Origin of the sequence: Chryseobacterium sp. sg2396, assembly GCF_042610505.1 — a bacterium.
In the GTDB taxonomy this organism is placed as follows: Bacteria; Bacteroidota; Bacteroidia; order Flavobacteriales; family Weeksellaceae; genus Chryseobacterium.
The window spans coordinates 185,035-211,076 of sequence record NZ_JBHGAQ010000005.1 but is presented as its reverse complement, the minus strand read 5'-3'; the positions used below and the strand labels follow the sequence as shown (position 1 = coordinate 211,076).

At 42.7% G+C, this 26,042-nt stretch carries 19 protein-coding genes; 15 read left to right on the top strand and 4 right to left on the bottom strand.

Annotated elements, in window-relative coordinates; all coding sequences use genetic code 11:
* The first annotated feature begins 31 nt into the window (after positions 1–31).
* Both ACED20_RS07500 and ACED20_RS07495 read left to right on the top strand, forming a co-directional pair.
* Complete coding sequence (locus ACED20_RS07500) at positions 32–481, top strand: low molecular weight protein-tyrosine-phosphatase (protein ID WP_294202346.1); 450 nt, start codon at positions 32–34, stop codon at positions 479–481.
* A 37-nt stretch (positions 482–518) separates the two neighbouring features.
* Positions 519–1,217 (top strand): SAM-dependent methyltransferase, encoded by a 699-nt coding sequence (locus ACED20_RS07495; protein WP_294202345.1) that lies wholly within the window; start codon positions 519–521, stop codon positions 1,215–1,217.
* 348 nt (positions 1,218–1,565) lie between these two features.
* Here the strand turns inward: ACED20_RS07495 and ACED20_RS07490 are convergent, their stop codons facing one another.
* Entirely contained in the window at positions 1,566–2,462 is an 897-nt protein-coding gene (locus tag ACED20_RS07490) for a DUF4349 domain-containing protein (RefSeq protein WP_345767700.1), read from the bottom strand.
* Between the two features lie 127 nt (positions 2,463–2,589).
* Between ACED20_RS07490 and ACED20_RS07485 the strand changes: the two genes are divergently transcribed.
* The gene (locus ACED20_RS07485; RefSeq protein WP_378104072.1) at positions 2,590–3,657 is read left to right on the top strand and encodes a DUF2891 domain-containing protein; all 1,068 of its coding nucleotides are present in this window, start codon (positions 2,590–2,592) and stop codon (positions 3,655–3,657) included.
* Between the two features lie 111 nt (positions 3,658–3,768).
* Here ACED20_RS07485 and ACED20_RS07480 read toward each other — a convergent pair whose 3' ends face one another.
* Positions 3,769–4,242, bottom strand: a complete 474-nt coding sequence (locus ACED20_RS07480) for a DUF962 domain-containing protein (RefSeq protein ID WP_378104070.1) — start codon at positions 4,240–4,242, stop codon at positions 3,769–3,771.
* Between the two features lie 70 nt (positions 4,243–4,312).
* On the opposite strand from ACED20_RS07480, the gene ACED20_RS07475 reads away from it, so the two are divergent.
* The 5 genes from ACED20_RS07475 (at position 4,313) to ACED20_RS07455 (ending at position 10,437) form a co-directional block, all read left to right on the top strand.
* On the top strand, positions 4,313–5,158 hold the full coding sequence (locus tag ACED20_RS07475) for a helix-turn-helix domain-containing protein (RefSeq protein WP_378104069.1): 846 nt from the start codon (positions 4,313–4,315) through the stop codon (positions 5,156–5,158).
* Between the two features lie 89 nt (positions 5,159–5,247).
* Positions 5,248–6,558, top strand: coding sequence for a TolC family protein (locus ACED20_RS07470; protein ID WP_378104068.1), 1,311 nt, complete (start codon positions 5,248–5,250; stop codon positions 6,556–6,558).
* Positions 6,559–6,574: 16 nt separating this feature from the next.
* Positions 6,575–7,687, top strand: a complete 1,113-nt coding sequence (locus ACED20_RS07465; protein WP_378104066.1) for an HlyD family secretion protein — start codon at positions 6,575–6,577, stop codon at positions 7,685–7,687.
* Between the two features lie 73 nt (positions 7,688–7,760).
* A complete protein-coding gene (locus ACED20_RS07460; RefSeq protein ID WP_345767705.1) occupies positions 7,761–9,353 on the top strand; it encodes an MFS transporter in 1,593 nt (530 codons plus the stop codon).
* A 379-nt stretch (positions 9,354–9,732) separates the two neighbouring features.
* Positions 9,733–10,437 carry a class I SAM-dependent methyltransferase gene (locus tag ACED20_RS07455; protein ID WP_378104064.1) on the top strand — a complete coding sequence of 235 codons (705 nt, stop codon included), beginning with the start codon at positions 9,733–9,735 and terminating at the stop codon, positions 10,435–10,437.
* A 31-nt stretch (positions 10,438–10,468) separates the two neighbouring features.
* On the opposite strand, the gene ACED20_RS07450 is transcribed toward ACED20_RS07455, so the two are convergent.
* Together ACED20_RS07450 and metG are read right to left on the bottom strand one after the other, a co-directional pair.
* Positions 10,469–11,095 carry a hypothetical protein gene (locus ACED20_RS07450; protein WP_378104062.1) on the bottom strand — a complete coding sequence of 209 codons (627 nt, stop codon included), beginning with the start codon at positions 11,093–11,095 and terminating at the stop codon, positions 10,469–10,471.
* Positions 11,096–11,129: 34 nt separating this feature from the next.
* Complete coding sequence (metG, locus tag ACED20_RS07445) at positions 11,130–13,166, bottom strand: methionine--tRNA ligase (RefSeq protein ID WP_378104061.1); 2,037 nt, start codon at positions 13,164–13,166, stop codon at positions 11,130–11,132.
* Between the two features lie 333 nt (positions 13,167–13,499).
* On the opposite strand from metG, the gene ACED20_RS07440 reads away from it, so the two are divergent.
* The 7 genes from ACED20_RS07440 to ACED20_RS07410 all read left to right on the top strand — a co-directional run bounded on the left by ACED20_RS07440 (position 13,500) and on the right by ACED20_RS07410 (position 25,374).
* On the top strand, positions 13,500–16,358 hold the full coding sequence (locus tag ACED20_RS07440; protein ID WP_378104060.1) for a SusC/RagA family TonB-linked outer membrane protein: 2,859 nt from the start codon (positions 13,500–13,502) through the stop codon (positions 16,356–16,358).
* An 11-nt stretch (positions 16,359–16,369) separates the two neighbouring features.
* Positions 16,370–17,929 (top strand): RagB/SusD family nutrient uptake outer membrane protein, encoded by a 1,560-nt coding sequence (locus ACED20_RS07435; RefSeq protein WP_378104059.1) that lies wholly within the window; start codon positions 16,370–16,372, stop codon positions 17,927–17,929.
* A gap of 20 nt (positions 17,930–17,949) precedes the next feature.
* Positions 17,950–19,059 carry a SusE domain-containing protein gene (locus tag ACED20_RS07430; RefSeq protein WP_378104057.1) on the top strand — a complete coding sequence of 370 codons (1,110 nt, stop codon included), beginning with the start codon at positions 17,950–17,952 and terminating at the stop codon, positions 19,057–19,059.
* Between the two features lie 78 nt (positions 19,060–19,137).
* Positions 19,138–21,294 carry a glycoside hydrolase family 97 protein gene (locus ACED20_RS07425; RefSeq protein WP_378104056.1) on the top strand — a complete coding sequence of 719 codons (2,157 nt, stop codon included), beginning with the start codon at positions 19,138–19,140 and terminating at the stop codon, positions 21,292–21,294.
* A 233-nt stretch (positions 21,295–21,527) separates the two neighbouring features.
* On the top strand, positions 21,528–23,384 hold the full coding sequence (locus ACED20_RS07420) for a glycoside hydrolase family 13 protein (protein ID WP_378104055.1): 1,857 nt from the start codon (positions 21,528–21,530) through the stop codon (positions 23,382–23,384).
* 62 nt (positions 23,385–23,446) lie between these two features.
* Entirely contained in the window at positions 23,447–23,959 is a 513-nt protein-coding gene (locus tag ACED20_RS07415) for a nuclear transport factor 2 family protein (protein ID WP_345767712.1), read from the top strand.
* Positions 23,959–25,374 (top strand): MFS transporter, encoded by a 1,416-nt coding sequence (locus tag ACED20_RS07410; RefSeq protein WP_294223428.1) that lies wholly within the window; start codon positions 23,959–23,961, stop codon positions 25,372–25,374. The genes ACED20_RS07415 and ACED20_RS07410 overlap by 1 nt, the downstream gene beginning before the upstream one ends.
* The last annotated feature ends 668 nt before the right edge of the window (positions 25,375–26,042 follow it).

The following is a 26,042-nucleotide window of genomic DNA, read 5'->3' as shown; positions in this document are numbered from 1 at the left end:
TATTTAGTTTTGTAGCTTAATAATTTGAATAATGAACATACTCATGGTCTGCCTCGGAAACATCTGCAGAAGCCCGCTGGCAGAAGGAATTATGAAGACGAAAGTTCCTGCAGGTTTCCTGATTGATTCTGCCGGAACCATTTCTATGCACGAAGGCAAGCATCCCGATAAAAGAGCTGTCGAAACGGCTGCCCTTCATGGAATTGACATTTCAAAGCAGAGATCGAGACCTATTACAGCCGGGGATTTTGAAAAGTTTGATAAAATCTACTGTATGGACATCGATGTCATGGCGGATGTCGTATCGAAAGCCAGAACCGAAAAACAGAGACAGAAAGTTTCGCTTTTCCTGGAAGTTTTGGGAGACCACGAAAATGCTGAAGTTCCGGATCCGTACTGGGGCGGAGCGGATGAATTCGACCACGTCTTTCAGCTTTTGGAAGCGGGCTGCAACAAAATTGCCGAACAAATTTTACCTTAACAACAATCATTCGATCTTAAATAAAAAATACTCCAATATGCTTTTTTTACTTCCTGCCTATCTTTCGGACAATACTTCCATTACCCATTTTGCACCCGTCATTCAGGATTATATCATGCAGACGGATTATTTCTTTGTAGAAAATGATAAAACAGCAAGAAAGGTGGTGAAGTTTTTCGCGCCGGAGAAAAAACAATCCGACCTGAAGCTTTTTCTTCTGGATAAGTACACGGAAAATGCCGATATTAAAGAAGCGCAGGAGCTGATGCTGAAAGGGCAGGATTTCGGTTTGCTTTCCGAAGCCGGGCTTCCCTGTATTGCCGATCCTGGTAACCTGATGGTGAAGTGGTGCCACGAGAAAAACATCCGTGTCGTCCCGATCTCCGGTCCGTCATCTATCATTCTGGCTTTGATTTCGAGCGGTTTCAATGGGCAGGAATTTACCTTCCACGGTTACCTGCCGATTGATAAAGGAGAAAAGAAAAAACAGATCCTGCAACTGGAAAGCCAGGTTCAGAAGACCGGGTATTCCCAGATCTTTATGGAAACCCCTTACCGAAACAATGCGCTTTTCGAAGACCTGACGAAATTCCTTTCACCGAATACCAAGCTCTGCATCGCCGCAAACATCAATGATCCGGAGCACGAATTCATCAAAACAAAAACCATCAAAGAATGGCAAAAGCAAAAGCCGGAACTTCATAAGATCCCGGCGGTGTTTGTGCTGGGGAAATAGGTTTTCATAATCTCACGCCGATTTGCAGATGGCGCCGATTTTTTTTAAGGAATTTTTCGATGCAAAGATAGAGGTCTCATCCCGCTGGTTTTAGGTGGTTAAGGAAAATAAATTTGCTGCGCGAAGCGGATCCGTAATCTTTATCAACCAGCGTGCTGATTTCTTATTTGCTACCTTGGAATATGCATCCGAAAAGTAAAGACTTTGCGTTAAATAAATCTCACGCCGGTTTGTAATTTATCTTATTAAAGTATTTTTAATAGAGAGCTTATTTTGTTGGAATTAATCTGCAAAAACTGCGAGAAAAGCTCGCATCATCCGGCATCCCTCTTCAAGCCGTTTTATAAGTTATTTTTTCCTCCTGTTCCTCCATTTTCTCCACAGAAACACGACAACAGGAATCAGCAGGAAGAATGGCCACAACGAAATAATGCCTAATAGGAAAGACACAAAACTGTTCCAGCCTTTCGTTAAAGAATCTCCGAATCGGCTTCCGAAACCGATTCGTGATGTCGCTGAACTTCTTACTTTTTCTTTATACAGGCTCAGGTTGAGGGTGCTGTAGTTTACGCGGTCGTCGATAAAACGGAGCCGCCCTTCCGATACATCGATTTCGTCTTCCAAAGCGCGGATGTTTTCCTGGATTTCCAGCATGTCCTTTGTAGTTTTGGCGCTTTTCAGCATTTCCCTGTATTTTTCAAGGTAAATTTTCTTGTTGGCAAGCTTGATCGAAACATCGGTGTACTCCTCCGTGACATCATCAGACGATATGTTTTTGGACAGAACGGAGCCGATGCCGTTTGAAAATGAATTGATCAGGGCATCGAAATTTTGGTGCGGAACCCGGATCGTCAGATCCAGGTTTTCATCAATATCCGTATTGTGAAATTCTTCTTTCTGGAGGTATGCTTTGTTGCTTTTGAGAATGGTATTTATTTGTTCCCTGGCTTTTTGAACATCTCCCACCTGGATTTTCATATCCCCATTCTTAATAATCTTTTTTGAAACCGTTTGGGTATTTACAGGATGGTTTTGATCAGAATCGGAATTGTCTGCAACAGCATGGAGAGGCTCTTCTTCTCGTGGAGGAGGAGGTGGTGGTATCTCAGCATTTTGTGGTTTTGCAGACATCATTTTATCTTCCTCGACCACATCTACCAGGTTGGCGGCGTCAAAGGATTGGGATTCGTTTTTCCTGCAATGGATCAGGGTTAAAAAACAGAAGCACAGAAGTAATTTTTTCATGAATAAAAGTTTTCATCAGTTACATCAAAAATTGTGCTCGAAAAACTCTTATGGGGTAAACTTTTACGCATGATTAATATTCTTTCAGGCGAGCGTAAAGTTGACAATAATTTTATATTTTTAAAACATGAAAAAATGTCTTCTAGCCTTTGTGTTTTCCCCGTTTTTAGTGTTCGCCCAGGAAGGTCCGAAACTTACCGACGAGATGGCGGTAAAGCTTTCTGAGAAACCATTGCACTGCATCAATCAGGAATATCCGAACAAGACTGCCCATATTATCAATACGGCCAGTGAAGTTCCGCTGAGTCCGAAAGACCTGCATCCAAGTTTTTACGGCTGTTTCGACTGGCACAGCTCGGTTCACGGCCACTGGATGCTGGTGCGTCTGCTGAAGACGAAACCCAATTTGTCCGTGGCGAAAGAAATCGAAGCAATCCTTGATAATTCCTTTAAAAAAGAAAACTTGCAGATCGAGGCCGATTATTTCACCAAATATCAGTTAACCGGAACTTTTGAAAGGACCTACGGGTGGGCGTGGCTCTTAAAGCTAGATGAGGAACTGGCAACCTGGAACCATCCGAAAGCCAAAATATGGCATCAGAACCTGAAGCCGCTGACCGACAAGATCCTGAGTTCCTGGAAAACCTTTTTGCCGAAACAGACGTATCCCAACCGGACGGGCGTTCACCCGAACACGGCCTTTGCGATGGTTTTTGCACTGGATTGGGCACGGGCAACCGGTGATAAAGAGTTTGAACAACAACTGGTTGAGAAAGCCAAATATTTTTATCTGAACAATACCAAAACGCCTGCTTATCTGGAACCGGACGGATCGGATTTCTTTTCGCCCAGCCTGGAAATTGCCGATTTGATGCGTAGGGTGCTGCCACAAAAAGAGTTCGTGGCTTGGCTGAATAAATTTTATGAAAAAAGGAGCCTTGAAAACATTGAGAAGATTCCATTGGTAAGCGATCTGTCAGATTATCAGACCGTTCACCTGGTCGGGCTTTCTTTTTCAAAAGCGTGGTGCATGAAAGGAATCGCGAAATCGCTTCCGGATAAACATTCGTTAAAAAAAGAATTCCGAAAAACAGCTGATGTATTTTTAAGCAACGCCCTGCCTCTGCTTTTTCAGGGAAATTACGGTGGCGACCACTGGCTGGCTAGTTTTGCCGTTTATGCTTTGGAAGATTGATACAGTAAAGATGGGAGATATTTCAAAACTCATGGTTTGAAAATTATTATAAGACCTTATTCTCTGACCCTCAGTATTTAACTTCCAGCATCCTGCACCCATCTTCGGGCTCTAATACCTGATTCCCAGTTTCTTCAGAATAAAGCTCAGCAGCCAGATTGGTCCTACGAGAAGGAACTGCAGGTCTTTGATGAAGGATGGTTTTTTGCCTTCGATTTTATGACCGACAAACTGTAAAATCCAGGTAGCAATGAAAACCGACAGGTACACCATCCAGGAATCTCCTTTGAAACGGATATTGATTCCGTAAGCAAAGCTCTCCATTAAAATCATAACGAAGAACATCATCAGGCTGATCAGCACGGAAAGCCTCATGTAAAAAATCGTAACCAGCGCAATGGCTGCAAAACTCACATAGCTGATTTCGCCGATGTACCGGAACCCGATGGCCTTGGACGGGATAATGGAAATAAACCCGAGAATCGTCCAGAAAATCAGCGGTACACAGATCCAGTGGATCAGCTTGTTGGTGGCATTCCTATGGCTTTCGGCGTATTCTGCAAACAGTAAATCGATCTTTCTCATATCGGTCATTTGGAAAGCACTAAAATAATAAATTTTTGCAATCGCTGAAGAGATTGCTTACATTTGTCTTATGTCTGTCCTGGAAAAATTCGGCGTTGAGATTTTTACGCAACATAACATCTTCGACCGGATAGCGGTTGATAAGCCGTTCCGTCCTGATAACCCTGCATTTATCTTTGTGAAGACCGGAACCATTAAGCTCAAGCAGCATTTCCGTGATCTTGAGCTTTCCGCAAATATGTTTATGGTCACCGATCCGCAGACGGTATACGAAATGATTTCCGTCAGCGACGATTTCCAGTCGAGAATGGTCTCTTATAAACGGGAATTTATTTCAGCTTTGTCTTTGAAATTCAATCGTTTAATTACCTACCGCTATTTCAGGCAGCAGATGAATATCGGGGTTCCTTTTGAACCGGCTGAAATGGAAGTGGTATGGAAGAGCGTTAATTTCCTTAAATATATTCTGGATTCGGAGACGGAAATGACTTACAAAAAGGAAATTGTCGAGCACCTGTTTTCCGTTTTCTGTTATCAGATGGCCGGAATCATTTCTAAGGAAGACAGCAATTCCATGAGCCAGATGTCGAGACAGGAGGAGATTGTTTTTATTTTTCTGAACGATATTGCCAGATACCACCATTCGGAGCGCAGTGTGGAGTTTTATGCGCAACGTCAATCGATTACAACCAGACATCTGTCGGCCGTGGTAAAGGAAGTCACAGGCAAGTCTGCAAGCCAGGTGATTGCCCTGATCGTTATGAATGAAGCAAAGGTATTGCTGAATTCTTCTAATAAGCCTGTTTCGGAGATTTCTTCAATATTGGGATTCAGTGACCCATATTCGTTTTCCCATTTTTTTAAAAAACATCTGGGCGAAAGTCCTTCCCAGTACAGAAATCAGTTCGAAAGCTAAAATCTTACATTTGAACATCTTTTTCCAATTATTAAACATTTGTTTGAGCTTTTTGCCGCTTTACCTTTGTATCCGTAAAACAAGGTAAAATGGTTAAGAACATAAAAACAGCGCTATCCCTCGCGATAGCCCTATTTCCTGCGCTGTTTTTTGCACAGGAAATAAAACAGATGACTGCCGGTGAGGCAGCCGAACTCGCCGTACAGAATCATCAGCAATTAAAAGTTTCGGCACAGAACATCGACATTGCGAGACAGAGCAAAAACATTGTAAAGCTTCAGAAGCTTCCTACGATCACCGCTTCGACCAGTCAGTTTTATCTGGGTGATGCCGTAGCCATAGACAAAGATTTTTCCAATACGACAAATATCCCGATGCCGCATTACGGAAGTTCCTATGCAGTTCAGGCTACCCAGCTGATTTTTAAAGGAGGGTTGGTCAACAGGTCCATCGAATTGGCCGGACTTCGTGAGCTGCTTTCGGAGCTGGACCTGGAAAAGAACAAACAGGATGTAAAATTTCTGGTGATTTCCAACTATCTGGATGTCTATAAAATTCTGAACCAGCAGGAAGTTTTTCAGAACAATAAAAAGCTGGCACAGGAGCGGCTGAAAAACATTCAGAAATTCTATCAGCAGGGAATGGTGACGCGGAATGAAGTCATCCGTGGTGAACTGGCGATCAAAAATCTGGACCAGGGAATTTTAACCTTGGTCAATAACAGAAAGATCCTCAATTACAATTTAAATCTCGCGCTGGGATTGCCGGAAGATACCGAGATTGTTCCTGTGGAAAGCCTCGACATCAAAGAAGCGGGAATCGGAATGCCGTATTATATGAACCTTGCCCGTGAAAGCAACCCGCTCTTAAAATCAGCAAAAACCAATATTGAAGTCGCTGATAAGAACATCGACATCATCAAGACGGATAAAATGCCTACCGTAGCAGGTTTCGGGGGATATTCGGTCCAACGCCCCATCACTACGAGGAATCCGGTGCTGGATATGTATTCGGGAGGATGGCAGACCGGGATTTCCATCAGCTATAACATCGACAACCTGTATAAGACAAAAGAAAGGGTGAAACTCGGGGAAATCCAGAAGAACCAGGCCGGTGATGCCCTGACGCTGACCCAACAGAATGTGGACATGGCCGTAAATGCAGCTTATGTAAAATACCAGGAAGCCATCCAGCAGGCTGAAATTCTGGATGATGCCAGGAAACTGGCGAAGGAAAACTATAAAATTACCGAAGCCAAATACCTCAACCAACTGGCGGTGCAGGCGGAAATGACCGATGCCCAGAACCAGAAGCTTCAGTCGGAGCTTGATTATGCCAATGCGGAAATCAACGTACTGTATCAGTACTACAATCTTTTAAAATCTACCGGAACCCTTTAATTTAAAACTCAAAATAATGGAAAACAAGGAACAGAATACCCAACCCGCACCGCAAACTCCCGCTAACACCGGAGCTGCGGCCAACAAAAAAGAAAGAAAGAAAAATAAAATAAAAGCAGTCGTTTCCAACATCGTCGTTTTTGCCGTGATCGGTTTCGGACTTTACTGGCTGATTGCCCAATACTTCCATATCGGCGACAAAACCTATACGGAAGCAGCGCAGGTGGAGGAATTCATCAACCCGATCAACACCCGGGTTTCGGCTTACATCAAAGAAATTAAATTTATTGAGCACCAGAAGGTAAAAAAAGGCGATACGCTGTTAATCCTCGACGACCGTGAGATTCTGACGCAGATCGGGCAGGCAGAAGCGGCTTATCAGAACGCCCTGGCCCAGCGTGCGGCAACCAGTTCATCGGTAAACACCGTTTCCAATAATGTGAATGTCATGGAATCCAATATGGTCGGTGCCAAAGCCCGCCTCTGGAATGCTGAACAGAATTTAAACCGGTATAAAAATTTGCTGGCTTCCGAAGCGGTGACCCGACAGCAGTACGACCAGGTGAAAACCGAATACGATGCCCAGAAAGCAGCTTATGAGACGTTAATCAATCAAAAAAGATCAGCTAACCTTTCTACCACGGAAGTGAAGAGTAAATTCGGGATCATCGATGCAGAGATTAAAAGAACAAAATCTGCCCTGGATATGACGAAGATCAACCTTTCTTATACGGTGATTACCGCGCCTTATGACGGGGTGATGGGGCGAAGAACGATTTCGGAAGGGCAGCTGATCCAGCCGGGACAGCAGGTGGCTACCATCGTCCTCAACGGACAGAAATGGGTAACGGCCAATTTCCTGGAAAGCCAGATGCCGAATATAAAGATCGGTGAAAAAATGATGATGACGGCCGATGCATTGGGCGGAAAACCTTTTGAGGGCGTGGTAACGGCTATTTCTGCGGCTACCGGTTCAAGGTATTCCAGCGTTCCGACGGATAATTCCACCGGAAACTTTATCAAGGTCCAGCAACGGATCCCGGTGCGTATCGAATTTACCGCTGCCAATAAAAAAGAAGACATCAATAAGCTGAGCGCAGGGATGAACATTAACGTAAATATTAAATAATAGTCAATTGTCAATGGTGAATAGTCAATTTTAAATTCACAATTGACCATTGACCATTCACAACAAAAATATCATGTACAACAAAGGATTATACCACGATTGGGTACCAAAACCCGTTCAGCTTTTACTCATCGTCCTCCTGATGGCGGTGGTGATGCCGCTGGGCGGTGTGTATACGGGGAACATCAGCTACATGGTGGGCGGTACCGGTGCACTTTCGGAATATTATATCTGGGCGAATTACGCCACGACGATCGGGATGGGAGCCGCGATGCCCATTGTTTTAAGGCTGAAGATGCGGTTTAAAGTACGGGATAAGATCACGCTGGTCATGGTTTTGCTCGGCCTCCTGAATTACATCAATGCAACGACCACGGAACCTTCGGTAATCATCGCGAGTGCGCTGCTGATCGGCTTTTGTAAAATGATTGTTTCCATCGAATTATTTTTGCCGGTGATGGCCATGATTGGGAACCGGGGGATGTTCTACGGGGTATTTTATGGTTTTGTTCTTGTTATCAACCAGCTGGCAGGCTATTGGGCGGTTGAGGTTTCCGTTCTGTACAACTGGCAGCAGTTTTTTATCGTTGTGTCGGTTCTGTGCTTTGTCATGGCCTTGCTGCAGTGGATTTTTATGCACAACCAATATTTTGCGCTGAAAGTTCCGTTGCATTATATAGACTGGCTCAGCATCCTGCTCTTCGTATCGACTTTTATGTTTTCGGCCTATGTATTTGCCTTCGGGAAACAACAGGACTGGCTGAATTCAACAAAAATTATCAATGCAGGTATTGCCGCCTTCGTAAGCTTTGCCCTTCTGGTGATCCGGCAGACGCATTTGAAAAGACCGTATCTCTCTTTTAAGATTTTCTCCAGAAACAATGTGCTGCACGGCCTGTTTATGCTGCTCTGTCTGGGAATGTTCATGGCAACGGCATCGCTTCAGAATATTTTTGCGGTGGGTGTTCTCGGGTATGATCAGCTGACCAACGCCCGGCTGAACCTGCTGATGATCCCCGGGATTCTGCTGGCCGGAACCATTGCTGTCTTCTGGTTCAAAAAGGATAAGCCCTTGAAGATGTATATCTTTTCCGGATTTGCAGCCATGCTGGGCTATTCGGTCATTATGTATTTTTCGATGGTGCTGGAATTCAGTTATGATAACTGGTACCTGCCGTTGTTCTTAAAAGGATACGGCATGACGGCCCTGTTTATCTCGGTCTGGTTTTATACCCTGGATAAGCTGGAGCTGGACGATATGCTCGCGGCCATCGGCTTGGCTCTAGTCTGGAGAACCTTCCTGACGATCGGATTGTTTTCGGCCCTGTTCTCATGGTTCCAGTATCAGTTTCAGATCGTCAGCTTGGGAAATCTTGCAGTATACATGGACGGCATGACGGTAACTTCCCAGAATGTGGCCGCCAACCTGAAAATCATCCAGCTGAATGCGATGATCGCCGCCAATAAAAAGATTTTCGGATACATTGTTGTTGCAGGCTTTGTGATTCTGGTGTACGTTCTTACCCATCATTTCGGAAGGGAACGGTTTATTACGGGCAGGTTTGTAAGGCTGCTCAGCGGAAAATCGGTGATTGCCCGGAGAAGGCTCCGCGAAAGAAAAAGATTATCGGAAGAAATAAAAGATGCAGCGGGAACTGCATTGTAAAGAAACCTTGTTTTTCATTCAGCAAAGCTCCATCTTACATTGTAAAGTGGGGCTTTGCGTTTGTAATAATATAATTTTGCCCATTATTTATTACTCATTATTCGTCACCAATTGCTAATTACCATAATTGTCAGGAGCTGTTTCCCGCTATCCACTGTATCTTTTTTGTTACGGCCTGCGCTTTGCTCCATCCGCAACAAAAAAGGATGCCGTTTCTATTGGGGCTAGGAATCAGGTGATTTTGATAACCTTAGTCATTGCGGAAATATCAGATGGTCAAAGCGGGTTAAATAAAAGAATTGATTAAGGATAGATTGATCAGGTAAAATGGCCTTTCATAAAAATTCAACCTTTATCTTTGCCATTATAAATAAAACCTATGAAAGATCTAATGGGCAAGGCCATCCGGGACTATTACCACAAGGAAAATCCCGAGGACCTGCAGACCGAAACTTCCATTTCCGATTTGGATGAGCTCCCGGTAAACTACCTGTTCCGGGATTTTAATCAGATGAATAAGATTGAGCAAAAAGCCCTGAAGATGGCTGAAGGAAAAGTCCTGGATATCGGAGCAGGCGCCGGTTCACATGCATTGTATCTTCAGGATGAGCGGAATCTGGACGTCACGGCACTGGATATTTCTCCTAAATCCATCGAAGTCTGTAAACTGAGAGGCGTAAAGAAAGCGGTTGCCGAAAATATGCTTCATTATTCGGGCGAAACTTTCGACACCATCCTTTTGTTAATGAACGGAACTGGAATTTTCCAGAGCCTCCGCGTGATCGATATTTACCTGAAAAAGCTTTACGGTTTACTGAATCCCAAAGGACAGATTTTAATCGACAGCACCGATATCCTGTATATGTTTGATGCCGACGAAGACGGCGGAGTTTATATTCCGGCGGAAGGCTATTATGGGGAACTGGATTATATTGTCCATTACAAAGGCGAATCCGAAGACCCTATCAAATGGCTGTATCTTGATTTCAATACCCTGAAAAATGCGGCTGAAAATAACGGCTTTAAGATTGAAAAAGTTTTGCAGGAAGAGGATTCTTATCTGGCCAAAATAACGAAGAGATAAGATGGGGAGTATCCGTAATAGTTCAGGTAGCTCAAAAAACGGATAACAATCCGATAATAACCGGGACTAATAATGAATTCTTACGATAAGGCAGCTTTTTTAGGGTTTCCAGCCATAGGAAATAAAGCAGTAAAAATCCCGTAACGGCAAACAACAATTCAGGACTCCGGTTAAAAACCGTGGTTTTTCCGGAGGTTCCTGCTTCATACATTAATTGGATTCCGAAATACTGGATGATGGAATACGCAATACCCAGAAAAATAATGCCGGCACCTTCCCTGTACTTTTTCAGCTTAAAGAGATTCAGGCTCAGAATAATTGCACCGGAAATAAACCCCAGGCAAAGGCCGAAAAGCATAATCAGTTCTCTGGAGTGCAGCCGGATGGCTTCAGGATCCTCAGTAATGTGGTCTTTATGCAATTCTTCCTGCTCCAGTCTTTTACGATCTTCATCTTCATCTTTTGTCCTGATAAGTTCCCGGATACGGAATTTTTCATCATCTGTAAAAATCCGGCCTCTTTCTTCAAGAATTTCAGCGGCCAGCTTAATCGCCTCCGGCGTGAACCGGCTGTCTTCCCGTAAGTACCGCTCGAGTTCCGGATCGGTAAGCTTCTTTAAAACTTTTTTCTGTACCATCGCAGATAAAAAAATGGGCAATCTATGCCCATTTTTATAATATAATTATTAAAAATTACCCGATCTCAATTCCGTTTTCTACATTGCTGTCATCCGGTGTTACGAAAGACAGTTTCCCGTCCGGTTTGGTGGTCAGCAGCAACATTCCCTGGGATTCGATGCCTCTGATCTTTCTCGGCGCAAGGTTCAGTAAAATCATCACCTGCTTTCCGATCACTTCTTCCGGGGTAAAACTTTCTGCAATCCCTGAAACAACGGTTCTTACATCAACGCCTGTATCAACGGTCAGTTTTAACAATTTATCTGCTTTTTCCACTTTTTCAGCTTCTAAAATAGTTGCGGTTCTCAGGTCGATTTTCGTAAAATCATCAAAGGTGGTTTTGTCTTTCATAGGGTTCGCGTTAGGATTGGTTTTTTTATTGTTTTGCTTGGTATTTTCCAGCTTCTGGATTTGCGCTTCAATGACGTCGTCTGCAATTGGGGTAAATAAAAGCGGTGCATTTTCAATTTTATGTCCAGCTGCAATTTGTATTTCAGAATTTCGCAGGTCTTCCCAATTCTTTTTTTCGATATTAAAATATCCAAATAATTTCTCTGCTGAAAAAGGCATAAAAGGTTCGCATAATTGGGCGACTACAGCTGCAATTTGTGCTCCGACGAACATTGCTTGACCAGCAACATTAACATCCTCTTTTATTGTTTTCCACGGTGCAGCATTCTGAAGGTACAAGTTACCATAATCAACAAGCCTCATAAATGCACTTAAAGCATTTCTAAACTCATACTTTTCTAAGTAATTCCTAACTTCTTCAATACCGGTTTTGATGGCTACTTTGCTTTCTTCATCTAAGCTACCTTCCGGTACTTTACCTTCAAAATTTTTATTGGTGAAAGAAATTACTCTGTTAATGAAATTTCCAAATTTATTAACTAATTCAAAATTGTTTTTAGCTTGGAAATCCTTCCACGTAAAATTATTATCCTTGGTTTCCGGCGCGGAGGACAGAAGCGCGTATCGCAACACATCCTGCTGTCCAGGGAAATCCTCCACATACTCGTGAGCCCAGACCGCCCAGTTTCTGGAGGTTGAAATCTTGTCGTTTTCGAGGTTCAGGAATTCAAACGCCGGAACATTTTTCGGCATTACATAATCGCCGTGGGCCTTCATCATCGAAGGGAAGATGATGCAGTGGAATACGATGTTGTCTTTTCCGATGAAGTGGACCAGATCGGATTCTTCGCTCTGCCAGTAATCTTTCCAGTCTTTTCCGTTTTTCTCCGCCCATTCTTTGGTGAACGAAATATAACCGATCGGGGCATCAAACCATACATACAGTACTTTTCCTTCGGCACCCGGCAACGGAACCGGAACGCCCCAGTTCAGGTCTCTCGTCATGGCACGCGGCTTTAATCCGTCATTCAGCCATGATTTTACCTGTCCGTATACGTTGGGCTTCCAGTCGTCCTTGTGGCCTTCGATGATCCATTCGTTCAGGAAATCTTCATATTCATTTAATGGCAGGTACCAGTTTTTCGTTTCTTTTAAAATGGGAACGTTTCCGCTCAACATCGATTTCGGGTTGATCAGCTCGGACGGCGAAAGGGTAGAACCGCATTTTTCGCACTGGTCGCCGTAAGCATTCTCATTGCCGCAGTTCGGGCAGGTTCCTACGATGTAACGGTCGGCAAGAAATTCTCCGGCCTGCTCGTCAAAATACTGTTCCGACATTTCTTCGGTAAATTTCCCTTTTTCATACAGCACCTTAAAAAAGTCTTGGCTGGTTTCGTAATGGTTTTTGGAAGTCGTTCTGGAATATTCATCAAACGAAATTCCAAGATCCGAAAAAGACTTTTTTATGATATCATGATATTTATCCACGATGTCCTGAGGGGTAACGCCTTCTTTTTTAGCTCTTATGGTAATGGGAATTCCGTGTTCGTCCGAGCCGCAGATAAACGCTACATCTTTTCCCAATCTTCTCTGAAATCTTGCATATACATCCGCAGGAATATAAACACCTGCCAAATGCCCGATATGAACCGGTCCGTTTGCATAAGGCAAAGCCGCCGTAATCATCTTTCTGTTTGACATTTATAGTAAAGTTTTTTGATACACAAAGATAAGGATAATCATCGAAAGTAGAGAAGATAACGAGATTAAGGCTTTTGACGATAACCAAATTGATGAAAAGGTCATATTTAGTTAAACATTTGTTTAACTTTTTGTTAAAATTATATTAATATTATGTTTTGCATATTTTAATATAACATACTGATTAATAAAATACTAAATAAATTAACGCTTTTAATTTACATAAATTTATGTAATTTTTAATTAAAATTAAGTTAATTATATTTTTTTTATAAATTGCATCAGGCCTTCCGGCTAAAAATAACTTGAACGAAACTATATAAAAATAATATTGTGAAAAACTTTACAACGGTATTAAAAATTGCGCCTGCCTTTCTACTGGCCAGCGCAATGGTCCACGCACAAACGGACTCTACAACCAAGGAGAAAAAAATTGATGAGGTGGTTCTGGTAGGTTATGGCAGACAGAAAAAATCTGATTTAACCGGCGCCATTACTGCTGTTTCTGAAAAAGACTTTAATAAAGGAGCTATTGTTTCTGCGGATCAGCTGATTGCAGGAAAAGCTCCTGGGGTAAGAATTACAAGTTCGGGCGGTTCGCCTGATGCTGCTCCCAATATCCGGATCAGAGGCGGATCATCTTTTAGCGCCAATAATAATCCACTGATTGTTATTGACGGTGTTCCTCTTGATACCAACAATCCTGCTGGGGTAGCGAATCCCTTAAACTTAATCAACCCAAATGATATTGAATCGTTTTCCATTCTAAAAGATGCATCTGCCACAGCCATCTATGGTAACAGAGGTTCCAATGGGGTTATTATTATCAAAACAAAAAGAGGAGGAGGAAAGCTAAGGGTAAGCCTAAATACCAATGTTTCCGTAGGAACGGTAAGCAGATACATTGATGTGATGGATGCCGGTGAATTTACCAGCTTTATTAATCAAAATTACCCAAACTTCAATTATCTTTTAGGAGTTGGAGGAGATCCTAATAATAAAACAATACCCGGAAAAATATATGATACGGACTGGCAGAAGGTCATTTATAGAAACTCTGTTTCTTCAGATAATAATTTAAGTGTTTCCGGAAGTCTATTCAATAAAGTTCCTACCCGTTTATCGTTAGGATATAACAGAACGGAAGGAGTCGTAAGAACAAGTGATTATGAAAGGTTTTCTGCAGGATTAAATATCACCCCTACTTTTTTTGATAACCATTTAAAAATTGATTTCAGCTTAAAGGGTTTATTTTCAAAACTGAATGCCATCGACGATGGAGGAGCAATTGGAGGAGCTTTGAATATGAATCCTACCTTACCAGTTTATATTTCAGATGCTGGTTTAACCGGTCAGCCTTACGATAGATTTGGAGGATATTATCAGAATGTTGTATTAAAGGGGAATCAGTATCTTATTCAGGGGCAGAGCAATCCTTTAGCCATTCTTATGCAACGGCAATCGCCGCAGAGAATTTCCAAGTTTTTAGGTAATGCGGAAATTAATTATAAATTTCATTTTTTGCCTGATTTGAGAGCGGTTGTTAATTTAGGATTGGAAGCTTCCAGATCTAATTTGAAAACCGTTTATGATAATAATGCCATTGCAACATACAGAAATCCACAAAGTTCTGTGGTGCCAAATGATTATGTATTTAGTCCTGGAGTAGATTACGCTGAGCATCAGAGTATTGTAAATCAGACGATGGATGCCTATTTAGTTTATGAAAAAAAATACTCTGGGTTTCTCTCTCATTTCCTTGTTCAGGGAGGGTATTCTTACCAAAATTTCAAAAATGACGGATATAAGGATCAATATAGATATGATGATGCTTCCGGTTTAAGGGTTCCAAATCCGGGAACGATTTTAAATCCTAGTAACAGGTATTATAATGTACTGAATTTACAGTCATTCATCGGAAGAGCAAATATCGATTTTTATGATAAATACTTATTTACGTTAAACTTTAGAGCAGATGCCTCTTCACTGTTCCAAAAAGGTGAAAGATGGGGGTACTTCCCGGGTGTTGGGTTTGCGTGGAAAGTAAACAAAGATTTATTTAGAGAATCGGCCAATGTGAATGATCTTAAACTGCGTTTAGGATGGGGGAGAACAGGTAATGCTGACATTGTTGGTGTTGCAGGATTTTATCCTTCAAGCGCCTATTTTTCGATTGGAGGATCAAATTCACAGTATTTTCCGGGCGTAGGCACTTACAGCGCATTGCCTTTCAATCCTAATTTAACTTGGGAAACTGCAGAAACATGGAATGGAGGAATTGATTTCTCATTTTTCAGACAGGAAAGAATATCCGGTAGTGTTGATGTTTATCAGAGAAAAACAACCAATCTTCTGGCAAAAGTTACTTTGCCCCCAGGGCAAGGTTTAACCAATGAGTTTACAAAAAATATCGGTTCTCTGGAAAATAAAGGGATTGAGCTTAATTTAACGGTTGTTCCTGTAAAAACAGAGAATATTAATTGGTCTGTATCCGGAAACTTCGGATATAATGATTCCAAAATTCTGGACTTGGGAGATGTTAAAAACATTCAGGTTTTGGATAGCACCTTGCCGGTAGGAACAGGGGTAAAACTGGCTACCAATACGGTGGGTGGTCAGCCTTATTCTGCATGGGTGCTGCAACAGGTTTATGATGCTAACGGAAAACCACTTGATAATGTGTATGTAGATCGTAATAACGACGGTATAATCAATGAAAATGACAGGTATTTTAAACCGATAAGACCAAGATGGACGTATGGATTCAGTACAACATTCAATTATAAAAACTGGGATCTTAATGCGGCGTTCCGCGGACAGATCGGAGGTCTTATTTATAATACAAGAAAAATTGCACAAGGGTTAAAAAGTTATACCATCCCTTCAAATTCTTTGAATTTAAATAATACATTGGCTTCTACAGCAGATTCACCATTCACGATTTCAGATAATCTTTACCTTTCGGATTATTTCCTGGAAGATGCTACTTTTTTAAAGCTGGATAACGTTACACTGGGATATGTATTCAAAAATGTATTTAAAAGTACGAACGTAAGGGTATATGCTTCCGTAAATAATGTATACACCTGGACCAATTATACAGGACAGGATCCTGAAAACTTCACAGGGATTGATAATAATTTCTATCCGAGACCAAGAACATATACCGTCGGATTTAACTTTAATTTCTAAAAAATACTACAATGAAAAATACTAAATATAAAGTACTGACTCTTTTAACGTTTCTTGCCTTAAATACAGCTTGTATAAGTGATTTGGATACACAACCAAAAGTAGAACAGACTTTAGAAAATCTTTTGGCAGCAGATCCCAATGCTGTAGAGGGCCTGCTATCAAGATTATATGCTAGTTTTGCTCTTTCCAGTGTGGAGGGACCGGATAAATCGGATATTTCAGGAGCTGATCCCGGAGAATCACCGTTTGTAAGAGGATTGGTGAATTTACAGGATTTCACAGCCGATGATATGAAAAACAGATGGGGAGATAATGGACTGGATCAGTTAACGACAACGGCGAACTGGACTTCTAGTAATAAGTTTTTCAAATATGTATACGACCGGATTTATTATACCGTTCCACAGGCAACAAATTTGATCCTTATTATGAAAAGCGATCAGGTAAATTATGCAAATAAAAATCAGGTAATTGACGAATTGAGATTTCTCCGATCTTTATCTTATTATTATCTAATTGACTTATTTGGCAAAGGAGTATTGGTAAATGATCAGAATTTTAATACTTCCACACCATTACCTGAATCATCAAGAAAAGATTTATTCAACTTTGTAGAAAGTGAATTATTGGCTGTAGAAGCAACATTGCCGATAACTAACTCTTATGGCCGGGCAAATAAATCCTGTGCGAGAATGTTGTTAGCTAAATTATATTTAAATGCGGAAGTATACACCGGAACAGCCAGATATAATGATGCTGCTGTTTATATTAATAAAATTATAAATGAAGGAGGCTATCAGCTGGAATCCAATATAAGAAAGAATTTTTCATCGGATAACAATACTTCCAAAGAAATTATATTTCCTCTGATTGCAGATGCTGTATCCAGTCAGAGTTTCGGAAATACCACGTATCTGGTTAATGGGAGCATCAGTACCGACACCATGGTTCCTGCAGATTTCGGTGCTAAACAAGGTTGGGCTGGCCACAGGGCAACAAAAGCATGGTATGGTTTATTCGGAAACAGTATCGCTGATCTTCAGGCCAGTCCTGATAAAAGAGCAAAACTGTTCTGGACCCAGGGGCATAATTGGGAAATGAACGACTATAAAGCATGGACCGACGGATTGCCTTCAGATAAATTCTGGAATAAGGATTCTAATGGAACAGGCGGCGCAACAGACTATTCCTCAACGGATTTCCCATTATTCAGATTGGCAGATATTTATCTGATGTATGCTGAATGCGCACTAAGAGGAGCTTCCGGAACTACCGTTGCTCAAGGTCTGACTTATGTAAATCAGGTAAGGGCAAGATCTTCCGCATTACCATTAGGAACACTTACTCTTGACAATCTTTTGGATGAGAGAGCACGAGAACTGAACTTTGAAGGAATGAGAAGACAGGATTTGATCAGATTCGGAAAATTTACGGGAGGATCTTATCTGTGGCCATGGAAAGGGGGAGTGAAAAACGGAACTTCTATTTCGGATAACTACAAAGTATTTCCTATACCGAGTTCAGCACTTCAGTCGAATCCTAATTTGACTCAAAATCCTGGTTTTTAATTTTTAAATCAATCTAAAAAATGAAAAATATTTTAAAAATATTTCTGTTGGGAATTATAAGCTTTCTTATAGTTTCATGTAGGGAAGATGATGACAAAGTAACCCTTGATAACATGTCGGCAGGAACTCTGGCAGTAGATAAAACATCGGTAACGCTTAATGAAACGATTGCTGATCAGTCTGCCCTTACATTTACGTATAGTAATCCGACATTTAATCCAAATGTGAGTATTTCCAATACGGTTGAATTTGCCGTTGCAGGAACTAATTTTACTCCTCTTGCAAGCCAGCCTGTTTCAATGGATCAGAAAACATTTTCTCTGACGCATCTACAACTAAATGTAATTTTATCAACTTTAAATGTTGCACCCAATGTTGCTAAACCTATTGAAGTGAGATTAAAATCAAGTTTAAACTCAACAACGGCTTATTATTCCAATGTCCTTACGGTTAACATCACCGGCTATACGCCAAACCCTGATCTAATCTATCCAAAAATTAATGTTCCCGGAGGATATGCCGGAGCAGCAGGATATGCAGACTGGACGCCTAGTAACTCCCCAAACTTATTTTCACCTTCTAAAGATGATAAGTACAGAGGGTTTATTTACGTAACCAGCCCGAACAGCGAATACAAATTTGCTATCAACCAGGATTGGCCCGGAAATAAAGGAGATGATGGTACCAAAACCGGAAAGCTGAAAGCAGACGGCGATAACATTAAGGCTGCTGCGGCTGGAACGTATTACATAAAGGTGGATTGGGCCGCAAATACGTATTCTTCCGTAATCGCCAACTTTGGGGTTATCGGGGATGCAACACCTACCGGTTGGGGATCAGACACGGATTTTGTTTATAATTCAACAACAAAAACGTATGTCATCAATTCAATTGCACTAGCTGCTTCAGGGGTTTTCAAGTTCAGAGCCAATGACGACTGGGCGATGAAGTTCCAGCCGGAAAACGGTGATCAGACTCTAGTGTCAGGAACTGCAGTAAAATCTTTCATGAGTGCCGAAGGTACGGTGACAGGAGATCCTGCCTATAAGGTTTCACAGGCAGGAAATTATAAAATCGAATTGGATTTACACAATTCAGGTTATTATAAACTGACCGTTACAAAATTGTAATACATAACAAATTTAAAACAGCAAAGTGTTGCTTTTTGGCAGCACTTTCTTTATTTTTAAAGCGTATAAATAGTCATTATGAAGAAAATTACGATGGGAGCAGTCTTGTTCTCAATGATGTTTGCAGGAGTGAACGCACAGACTTTAGCGTCGCCGGACGGAAAATTCCGGATGGATTTCCAATTGAAGCAGGGCGTACCCTATTATAACCTGAAATACAAGGGGGCCGTAGTCGTGGAAGACTCAAAGCTGGGGCTTAGGTTATTTAAGGATACGGCCATTAAATTTGCCTCTGAAATCGCAAAGCCGGAAGATGCGAAGTTCGATCTGAATAACGGATTTTCAAAAAAAACGGAAACCAGGGATTCCAAAAACGAAACCTGGCAGCCGGTACTGGGCGAAAAGAAAAATTATATCAACCACTATAACGAGCTGGCAGTAACGCTGCATCAGGATGCCACCGACCGGGATATCGTCGTCAAATTCAGGCTCTTTAACGACGGACTTGGATTCCGTTACGAATTCCCGCAGCAGAAAAATCTGAACTATTTCGTGATCCGTGAAGAAGATTCAGAAATCGATTTCCCAACCGATATGAAAGCGTGGTGGATCGCTGCCGACTACGATTCCCAGGAATATCAGCCACAGACCACGAAAATTTCCGAAATCCCGGCGAGATGGCCAAGCTCTTTCGACAGCAACGCCTCCCAGCAGATGGTACCGAATGCCGTGCAGTCGCCTTTGATGCTGAAAAAGGAAGGCAAGGAACCGTTATATGTAAATGTGGGAGAGGCAGCCGTACTGGATTATCCGGCTTCCCACCTGGAAGTGGATGCGGTGAATTTCAAATTCAAAACCCATCTGACACCGGACCGGCAGGGAGCGAAAGGATATATGCAGACATCTGCCGTTTCGCCATGGAGAACCATCATCGTTTCCCCGAAAGCCGAAGAGGTGCTGGGTTCCAAAATGATGTTTAACCTTAACGAACCGACCAAATATACCGATACGTCCTACATTCATCCGACGAAATACATGGGCGTATGGTGGGAAATGATCATCGGAAAATCCCAGTGGGCGTATTCCACGGCAGAAAACGTTCACATTGGCGTAACGGATTTCTCCAAATTGACCCCGAACGGAAAACATGCGGCCAATACAACAAAAGTGAAAGAGTACATCGATTTCGCTGCTGAAAACGGGTTCAAAGGATTACTGATCGAAGGCTGGAACGTAGGCTGGGAAGACTGGTTCGGGCATTCCAAAGAATTCGTATTCGACTTTATTACACCATATCCGGATTTCGACATCAAAGCACTGAACGACTATGCCCATTCCAAAGGCATGAAGCTTATCATGCATCATGAAACTTCCGGTTCCGCTACCAATTACGAAAGATGGGCAGACAAAGCCTTCAAACTGATGAATGATTACGGGTATGATGCGGTAAAAACCGGTTACGTAGGCGATATCATTCCGAGAGGCGAGCACCATTATTCCCAGTGGACCATCAACCATTTTTACAGGATTGCGGAAAAGGCTAATGAATATAAAATTATGGTCAACTCCCATGAATCCGTTCGTCCGGGTGGAGAAAGCAGAACCTATCCGAACTGGATTTCCGCCGAAGCAGCAAGAGGAACCGAGTTTGAAGCCTTTGCCGGAAATAATCCCGATCACCAGACCATTCTTCCCTTTACGAGATGGATGGGCGGGCCGATGGATTACACGCCGGGAATCTTCCAGACCAAACTGGATTACTATTTCCCGGGCGACAAACGTTTCGTGAAAACGACCCTGACCAAACAGCTGGCCCTGTATGTCGTAATGTACATGCCGCTGCAGATGGCTGCCGATTTACCGGAGAACTACAAACGTCACATGGATGCTTTCCAGTTTATCAAAGACGTTGCCGCCGACTGGGACGATACGAAGATCTTATCCGCTGAACCGGGAGACTACATCATCACCGCCAGAAAAGCCAAAGGTACCGAAGACTGGTTCGTCGGCGGGATTACCGATGAAAACAAGCGCGAATACACCGTGGATTTCTCATTCCTCGACAAAGGAAGGAAATATGAGGTAACGGTATATGAAGACGGAAAAGATGCGGATTACGTCAACAATCCTCAAAGCTACAACATCTACAAAAAGACGGTCACCAGCAAGTCTAAAATCAAGATCAACATGGTGAGAAGCGGTGGTTTTGCCATCTCTGCAAAGCCGGTGAAATAAAAACGGAAGTCTCCTGAAGACCATAATTTTCAGGAGCTTTTTCCCGCTCTCCGCTCATACTCCTCGCGCCGCTGCATGGCCGTCCCCGCTGTGGGGTAACCGCTGCGATCGGGGCTATGGGAGGAGAGCCTTTTAAGAAACCATCGTAAAAATACATCCGGAGCACTTCCGGAACACTGAAAATAAAAAATCAGTAGTATTTCCAGATCAACGCTGATTCAACAATAGTAAATATGAAAAAAATATACCTCACCTTTGCCGTTTCCTTGGCGTCCCTGGTATTTTCCCAGAAAGCGCTGGACCGGGTAGAACCGGCATTCTGGTGGAAAGGGATGAAAAACCCGGAACTTCAGATCCTGGTTTATGGAAAAGATATCGCCAGTAAGAATATCGAACTTTCAGACGGCGTTCAGCCCAAAGAGATCCTCAAAGTAGAAAATCCGAACTACGTTTTTGTAACGGTCAATACCAACGAAATCAACGTTCCGAAATTCAGCATTACCGTTAAAGACGGCAGGAAAAAAACAGGTTCTTACACCTACGAACTGAAACAGAGAAACCTAAACTCTGCCAACCGGGAATCGTTCACCTCAAAAGATGTCATGTACCTCATCATGCCCGACCGTTTTGCCAACGGCGACGAAAAAAACGATTCCAGGCCGGATCTTACAGAAAAAGCCAACCGCAGCCTTCCCAACGGCCGCCACGGCGGAGACCTTAGGGGAATCATCAACAATCTTGATTACATCCAGAACTTAGGCGCCACCTCCGTCTGGCTTACTCCGGTGAATGAAGACAATGAAAAAGTCTATTCCTATCACGGCTACGCACAGACCGATCTCTATAAAATCGACGGCCGCTACGGCACCAACGAAGAATACGTTGAGCTTTCCCGTAAGCTGAACCAACGGAAGATGATGCTGGTCATGGATTACGTGACCAACCACTGGGGAATTTCCCACTGGATGATCAAAGACCTCCCAACCAAAGACTGGATCCATACCTTTAGTGATGGGGAAAACGGCTTTAAACGTTCCAATTACAAAACCACCACTCAATTTGATACCAACGCTTCCCAAATCGATAAGCAATCGGCACTCGACGGTTGGTTCGACACAACGATGCCGGACATCAACCAAAGCAATCCGCTCGTTCTGAAATACCTTACCCAAAACGCCATCTGGTGGATCGAATATGCCGAACTCGGCGGATTCAGAGTAGATACCTATCCGTACAACGACAAAGACGCCATGGCCAAATGGGCCAAAGCCATCACCGATGAATACCCGAAGTTTAACATTGTAGGAGAGACCTGGCTCAGCAGCCCTGCCTACATCTCCGCCTGGCAAAAGGATTCAAAAACAGGGGAAGCGGCGCATTATAATTCCAATCTTCCGTCCGTCATGGATTTTATGCTGTACGGAGATCTGCCCAAAGCCCTGAGGGAAAATGACGGCTGGGACAGCGGGATGAACCGGATCTACAACAGCCTCGCCAGCGATTTCCTGTATCCGGACATCAACAATGTATTGGTCTTCTTTGAAAACCACGATACCGAACGATGGAACGAAATCTTCAATGCCGATCCTAAAGCTTACAAGATGGCTTTAAGTGTAATTTCAACCGTCCGCGGAATTCCCCAGATCTACTACGGTTCCGAAGTAGGAATGCGCGGCGATAAAAATAAAGGCGGTGATGCCGACATCCGCAGGGATTTTCCGGGCGGATGGAAATCAGATATACAAAATGCTTTTAATCCTTCTTCACAGACCGCTAACCAGAAAGAATTCTATCAGTTTACCCAGAAATTACTGAACTGGAGAAAAGGAAAGGAGGTCATCCATACCGGGAAAACCAAAAATTTTGTTCCCCAGGAGAATGTCTTTGTCTATTTCAGATATAATGACAAAGAAAGCGTCATGGTGGTTCTCAATAACAATGACCGGGAAAAAAACGTTGACGTAAAACATTTTTCAGAATCGCTGAATCCATTTACAACAGGAAAAGATGTTATTTCAGGGAAAGAATTTTCCGTAAAAACCAACTTCCTTATTCCTGCCAGGACCTCAATGGTCATCGAACTGAAATAACAGATCTCTATAATCAAACCTCATAGGTTTTCAAAACCTATGAGGTTTATAAACAATCCAACATGAAAAAAACAACCATACTCTTTACTTTTATGCTGATGACGCTGGGCTTTTCAGCCGTTTCAGCCCAGACGAAATACGCCGGTGAAAAAACGGCCATCAGTACCATGCTTGATGGTTTCAATGTCGCAGCCGCAAAAGCCGACTTCAATACCTACTTTAATTATTTCGCCGACGAATCCACTTTCATCGGCACCGATGCTACGGAAATCTGGGACAAAAAAGCCTTTATGGTCTGGGCAAAACCGTATTTTGATAAAAAGAAGACCTGGAACTTCACTTCCCTGAAAAGGAATATCTATTTCAGCAAAGACGGGAAAATGGCCTGGTTTGATGAATTGTTGGATACCCAGATGAAAATCTGCCGCGGTTCGGGAGTGGTGGAAAAGATCGACGGAAGCTGGAAAGTAAGACAATATGTACTTTCCATGACCGTTCCGAACGAAGTGGTGGATAAAGTTGTCGCAGAAAAAGCATCCATTGAAGATACCTTAATTCAAAAACTGAAAAAATAATGGCGGAAATGACAGGAAAACAGGATTCCGGCATATTCGGAAAAGTGAAAAAACCGGAATTATCCATGCTTCAGATCATCAACATGAGCATGGGCTTTCTGGGAATTCAGATGGCTTTCGGGCTGCAGAATGGGAATGCCAGCCGTATTCTGGCGAATTTCGGGGCTGATGTCCATGAACTGTCATGGTTCTGGCTGGTCGCTCCGGTGACGGGACTGATCGTTCAGCCGATCATCGGACATATGGGCGATAACACCTGGAGCCCGCTCGGAAGAAGGAAACCTTACTTTCTGATCGGGGCCATTCTGTGCGCCATCGGTTTGGTCATGCTTCCGAATGCGGCATCGGCCACGCAGATGATGGCAGCCAATGTATTGCTTCTGGCCGTTATTTTCCTGGCAATGATGGATGCTTCCATCAATGTGGCAATGGAACCGTTCCGTGCGTTGGTAGGGGATATGCTGCCGAAACATCAGGGGACCATCGGCTTTTCGGTGCAGACCATCCTGATCGGAATCGGTGCCGTGATCGGCTCTTACCTACCGGATTGGCTTACACAATTGGGTGTTTCAAATGAAGCCGCAGCAGGGTTCGTAGCAAACAACGTCATCTATTCCTTTTACGTAGGAGCAGGATTTTTGCTCCTGACCATCATTTATACCATTGTTACCACTAAAGAATATTCCCCGGCAGAATTTGCTGCTTTCGAAGGAGGAAAAGAAATCACGCCATCTTCAAAGTTTAAGGATATCTTCAAAGATTTTTCCAATATTCCGCCTCAGATGAAAAGGCTCGGGATCGTGCAGTTCTTTTCGTGGTTTGCCCTGTTTACCATGTGGGTATTTACCACCAGTGCGCTGGCCACCCACCATTTCGGACTGTCACCGGAGGACACGCATTCAAAGGCTTTTAATGATGCGGGCGACCTTACCGGAAAACTCTTTGGGATGTACAACCTTTGGGCCATCCCATTCGCTTTTATCCTGACGCCGCTCGCTAAGTGGATTGGGAAAAAACAGACCCACGCCCTGGCACTGGCTTTTGGGGGAACCGGCCTCATCCTGATGTACTTCATTAAAGACACCGGGCTGCTTTGGATTTCCATGATCGGACTCGGTTTCGCCTGGGCCAGCATACTGGCCATGCCGTATGCCATGCTGATCGAAGTAATCCCGCAGAAAAAAATGGGCGTGTATATGGGAATTTTCAACTTCTTTATCGTGATCCCGCAGATTATCAATGGTTTATTCGGCGGACCGATTGTCAGTGGCGTATTCGGAAAAATGGCTATCGATTATGTTGTCGTAGGAGGAATTTGCATGCTGTTAGGTGCCATTCTAACCCTGGTTTTCATCAGATCCGAAGACGAAACCCCGGAAGAAATTGAGGAGGAAATCCAGCAGGTGCATTTTTAATACTATGCTAAATTAGACTCGAAGCAAAAATCGGATTATAGGCTGGAAGAAGTAAACTGGATGCTGGAAGTTTTCGTTGGTCTCTGACTAAAAAAAATTAAGAGCTTTCTAATTCACATTGTTTATGAAAGTCCCCAATCCTTCGATTCAAAATCTTTTTCAAAATAAAAACTGCTTCAGGCATTTGCTGAAGCAGTTTTTATTTTAATGCTATCTAAAATGTAATACCCGAATAATTTCGTATCAATAGGAATGGACTTTAGTCCATTCACATAAAAACCGGGTTTCATCAGGCTTCAGCCGAAGCTTAAAATATCTGACATGATCATGTGGCTTTGTCTCCGCTTAGCCACCGGATGAACCTTCATTTAAATAGAGGACGTGATGGACAAATCATCTCAATATTCAATAGGTTACCGAAAATCTCTGATTTTCCTTCTCGTGTGCTCTAAAATATTTTCAGAGATTTCATCTTCATCTCCTGTTACTCATATGTTACAACCGCCGTTAATGATTCAGTAACATCTTTTGCCTCTTTTGCGGTTAAAATAAAACTGCGGTTCATAAAAAAACATCCCTTCCTGTTTGGTTCCCGATTTGTATCATCTACCGGAAATTTAATCTTATTTTAAGCTAAAGAAGGCTTATAATCACTAACTTTAAGTAAA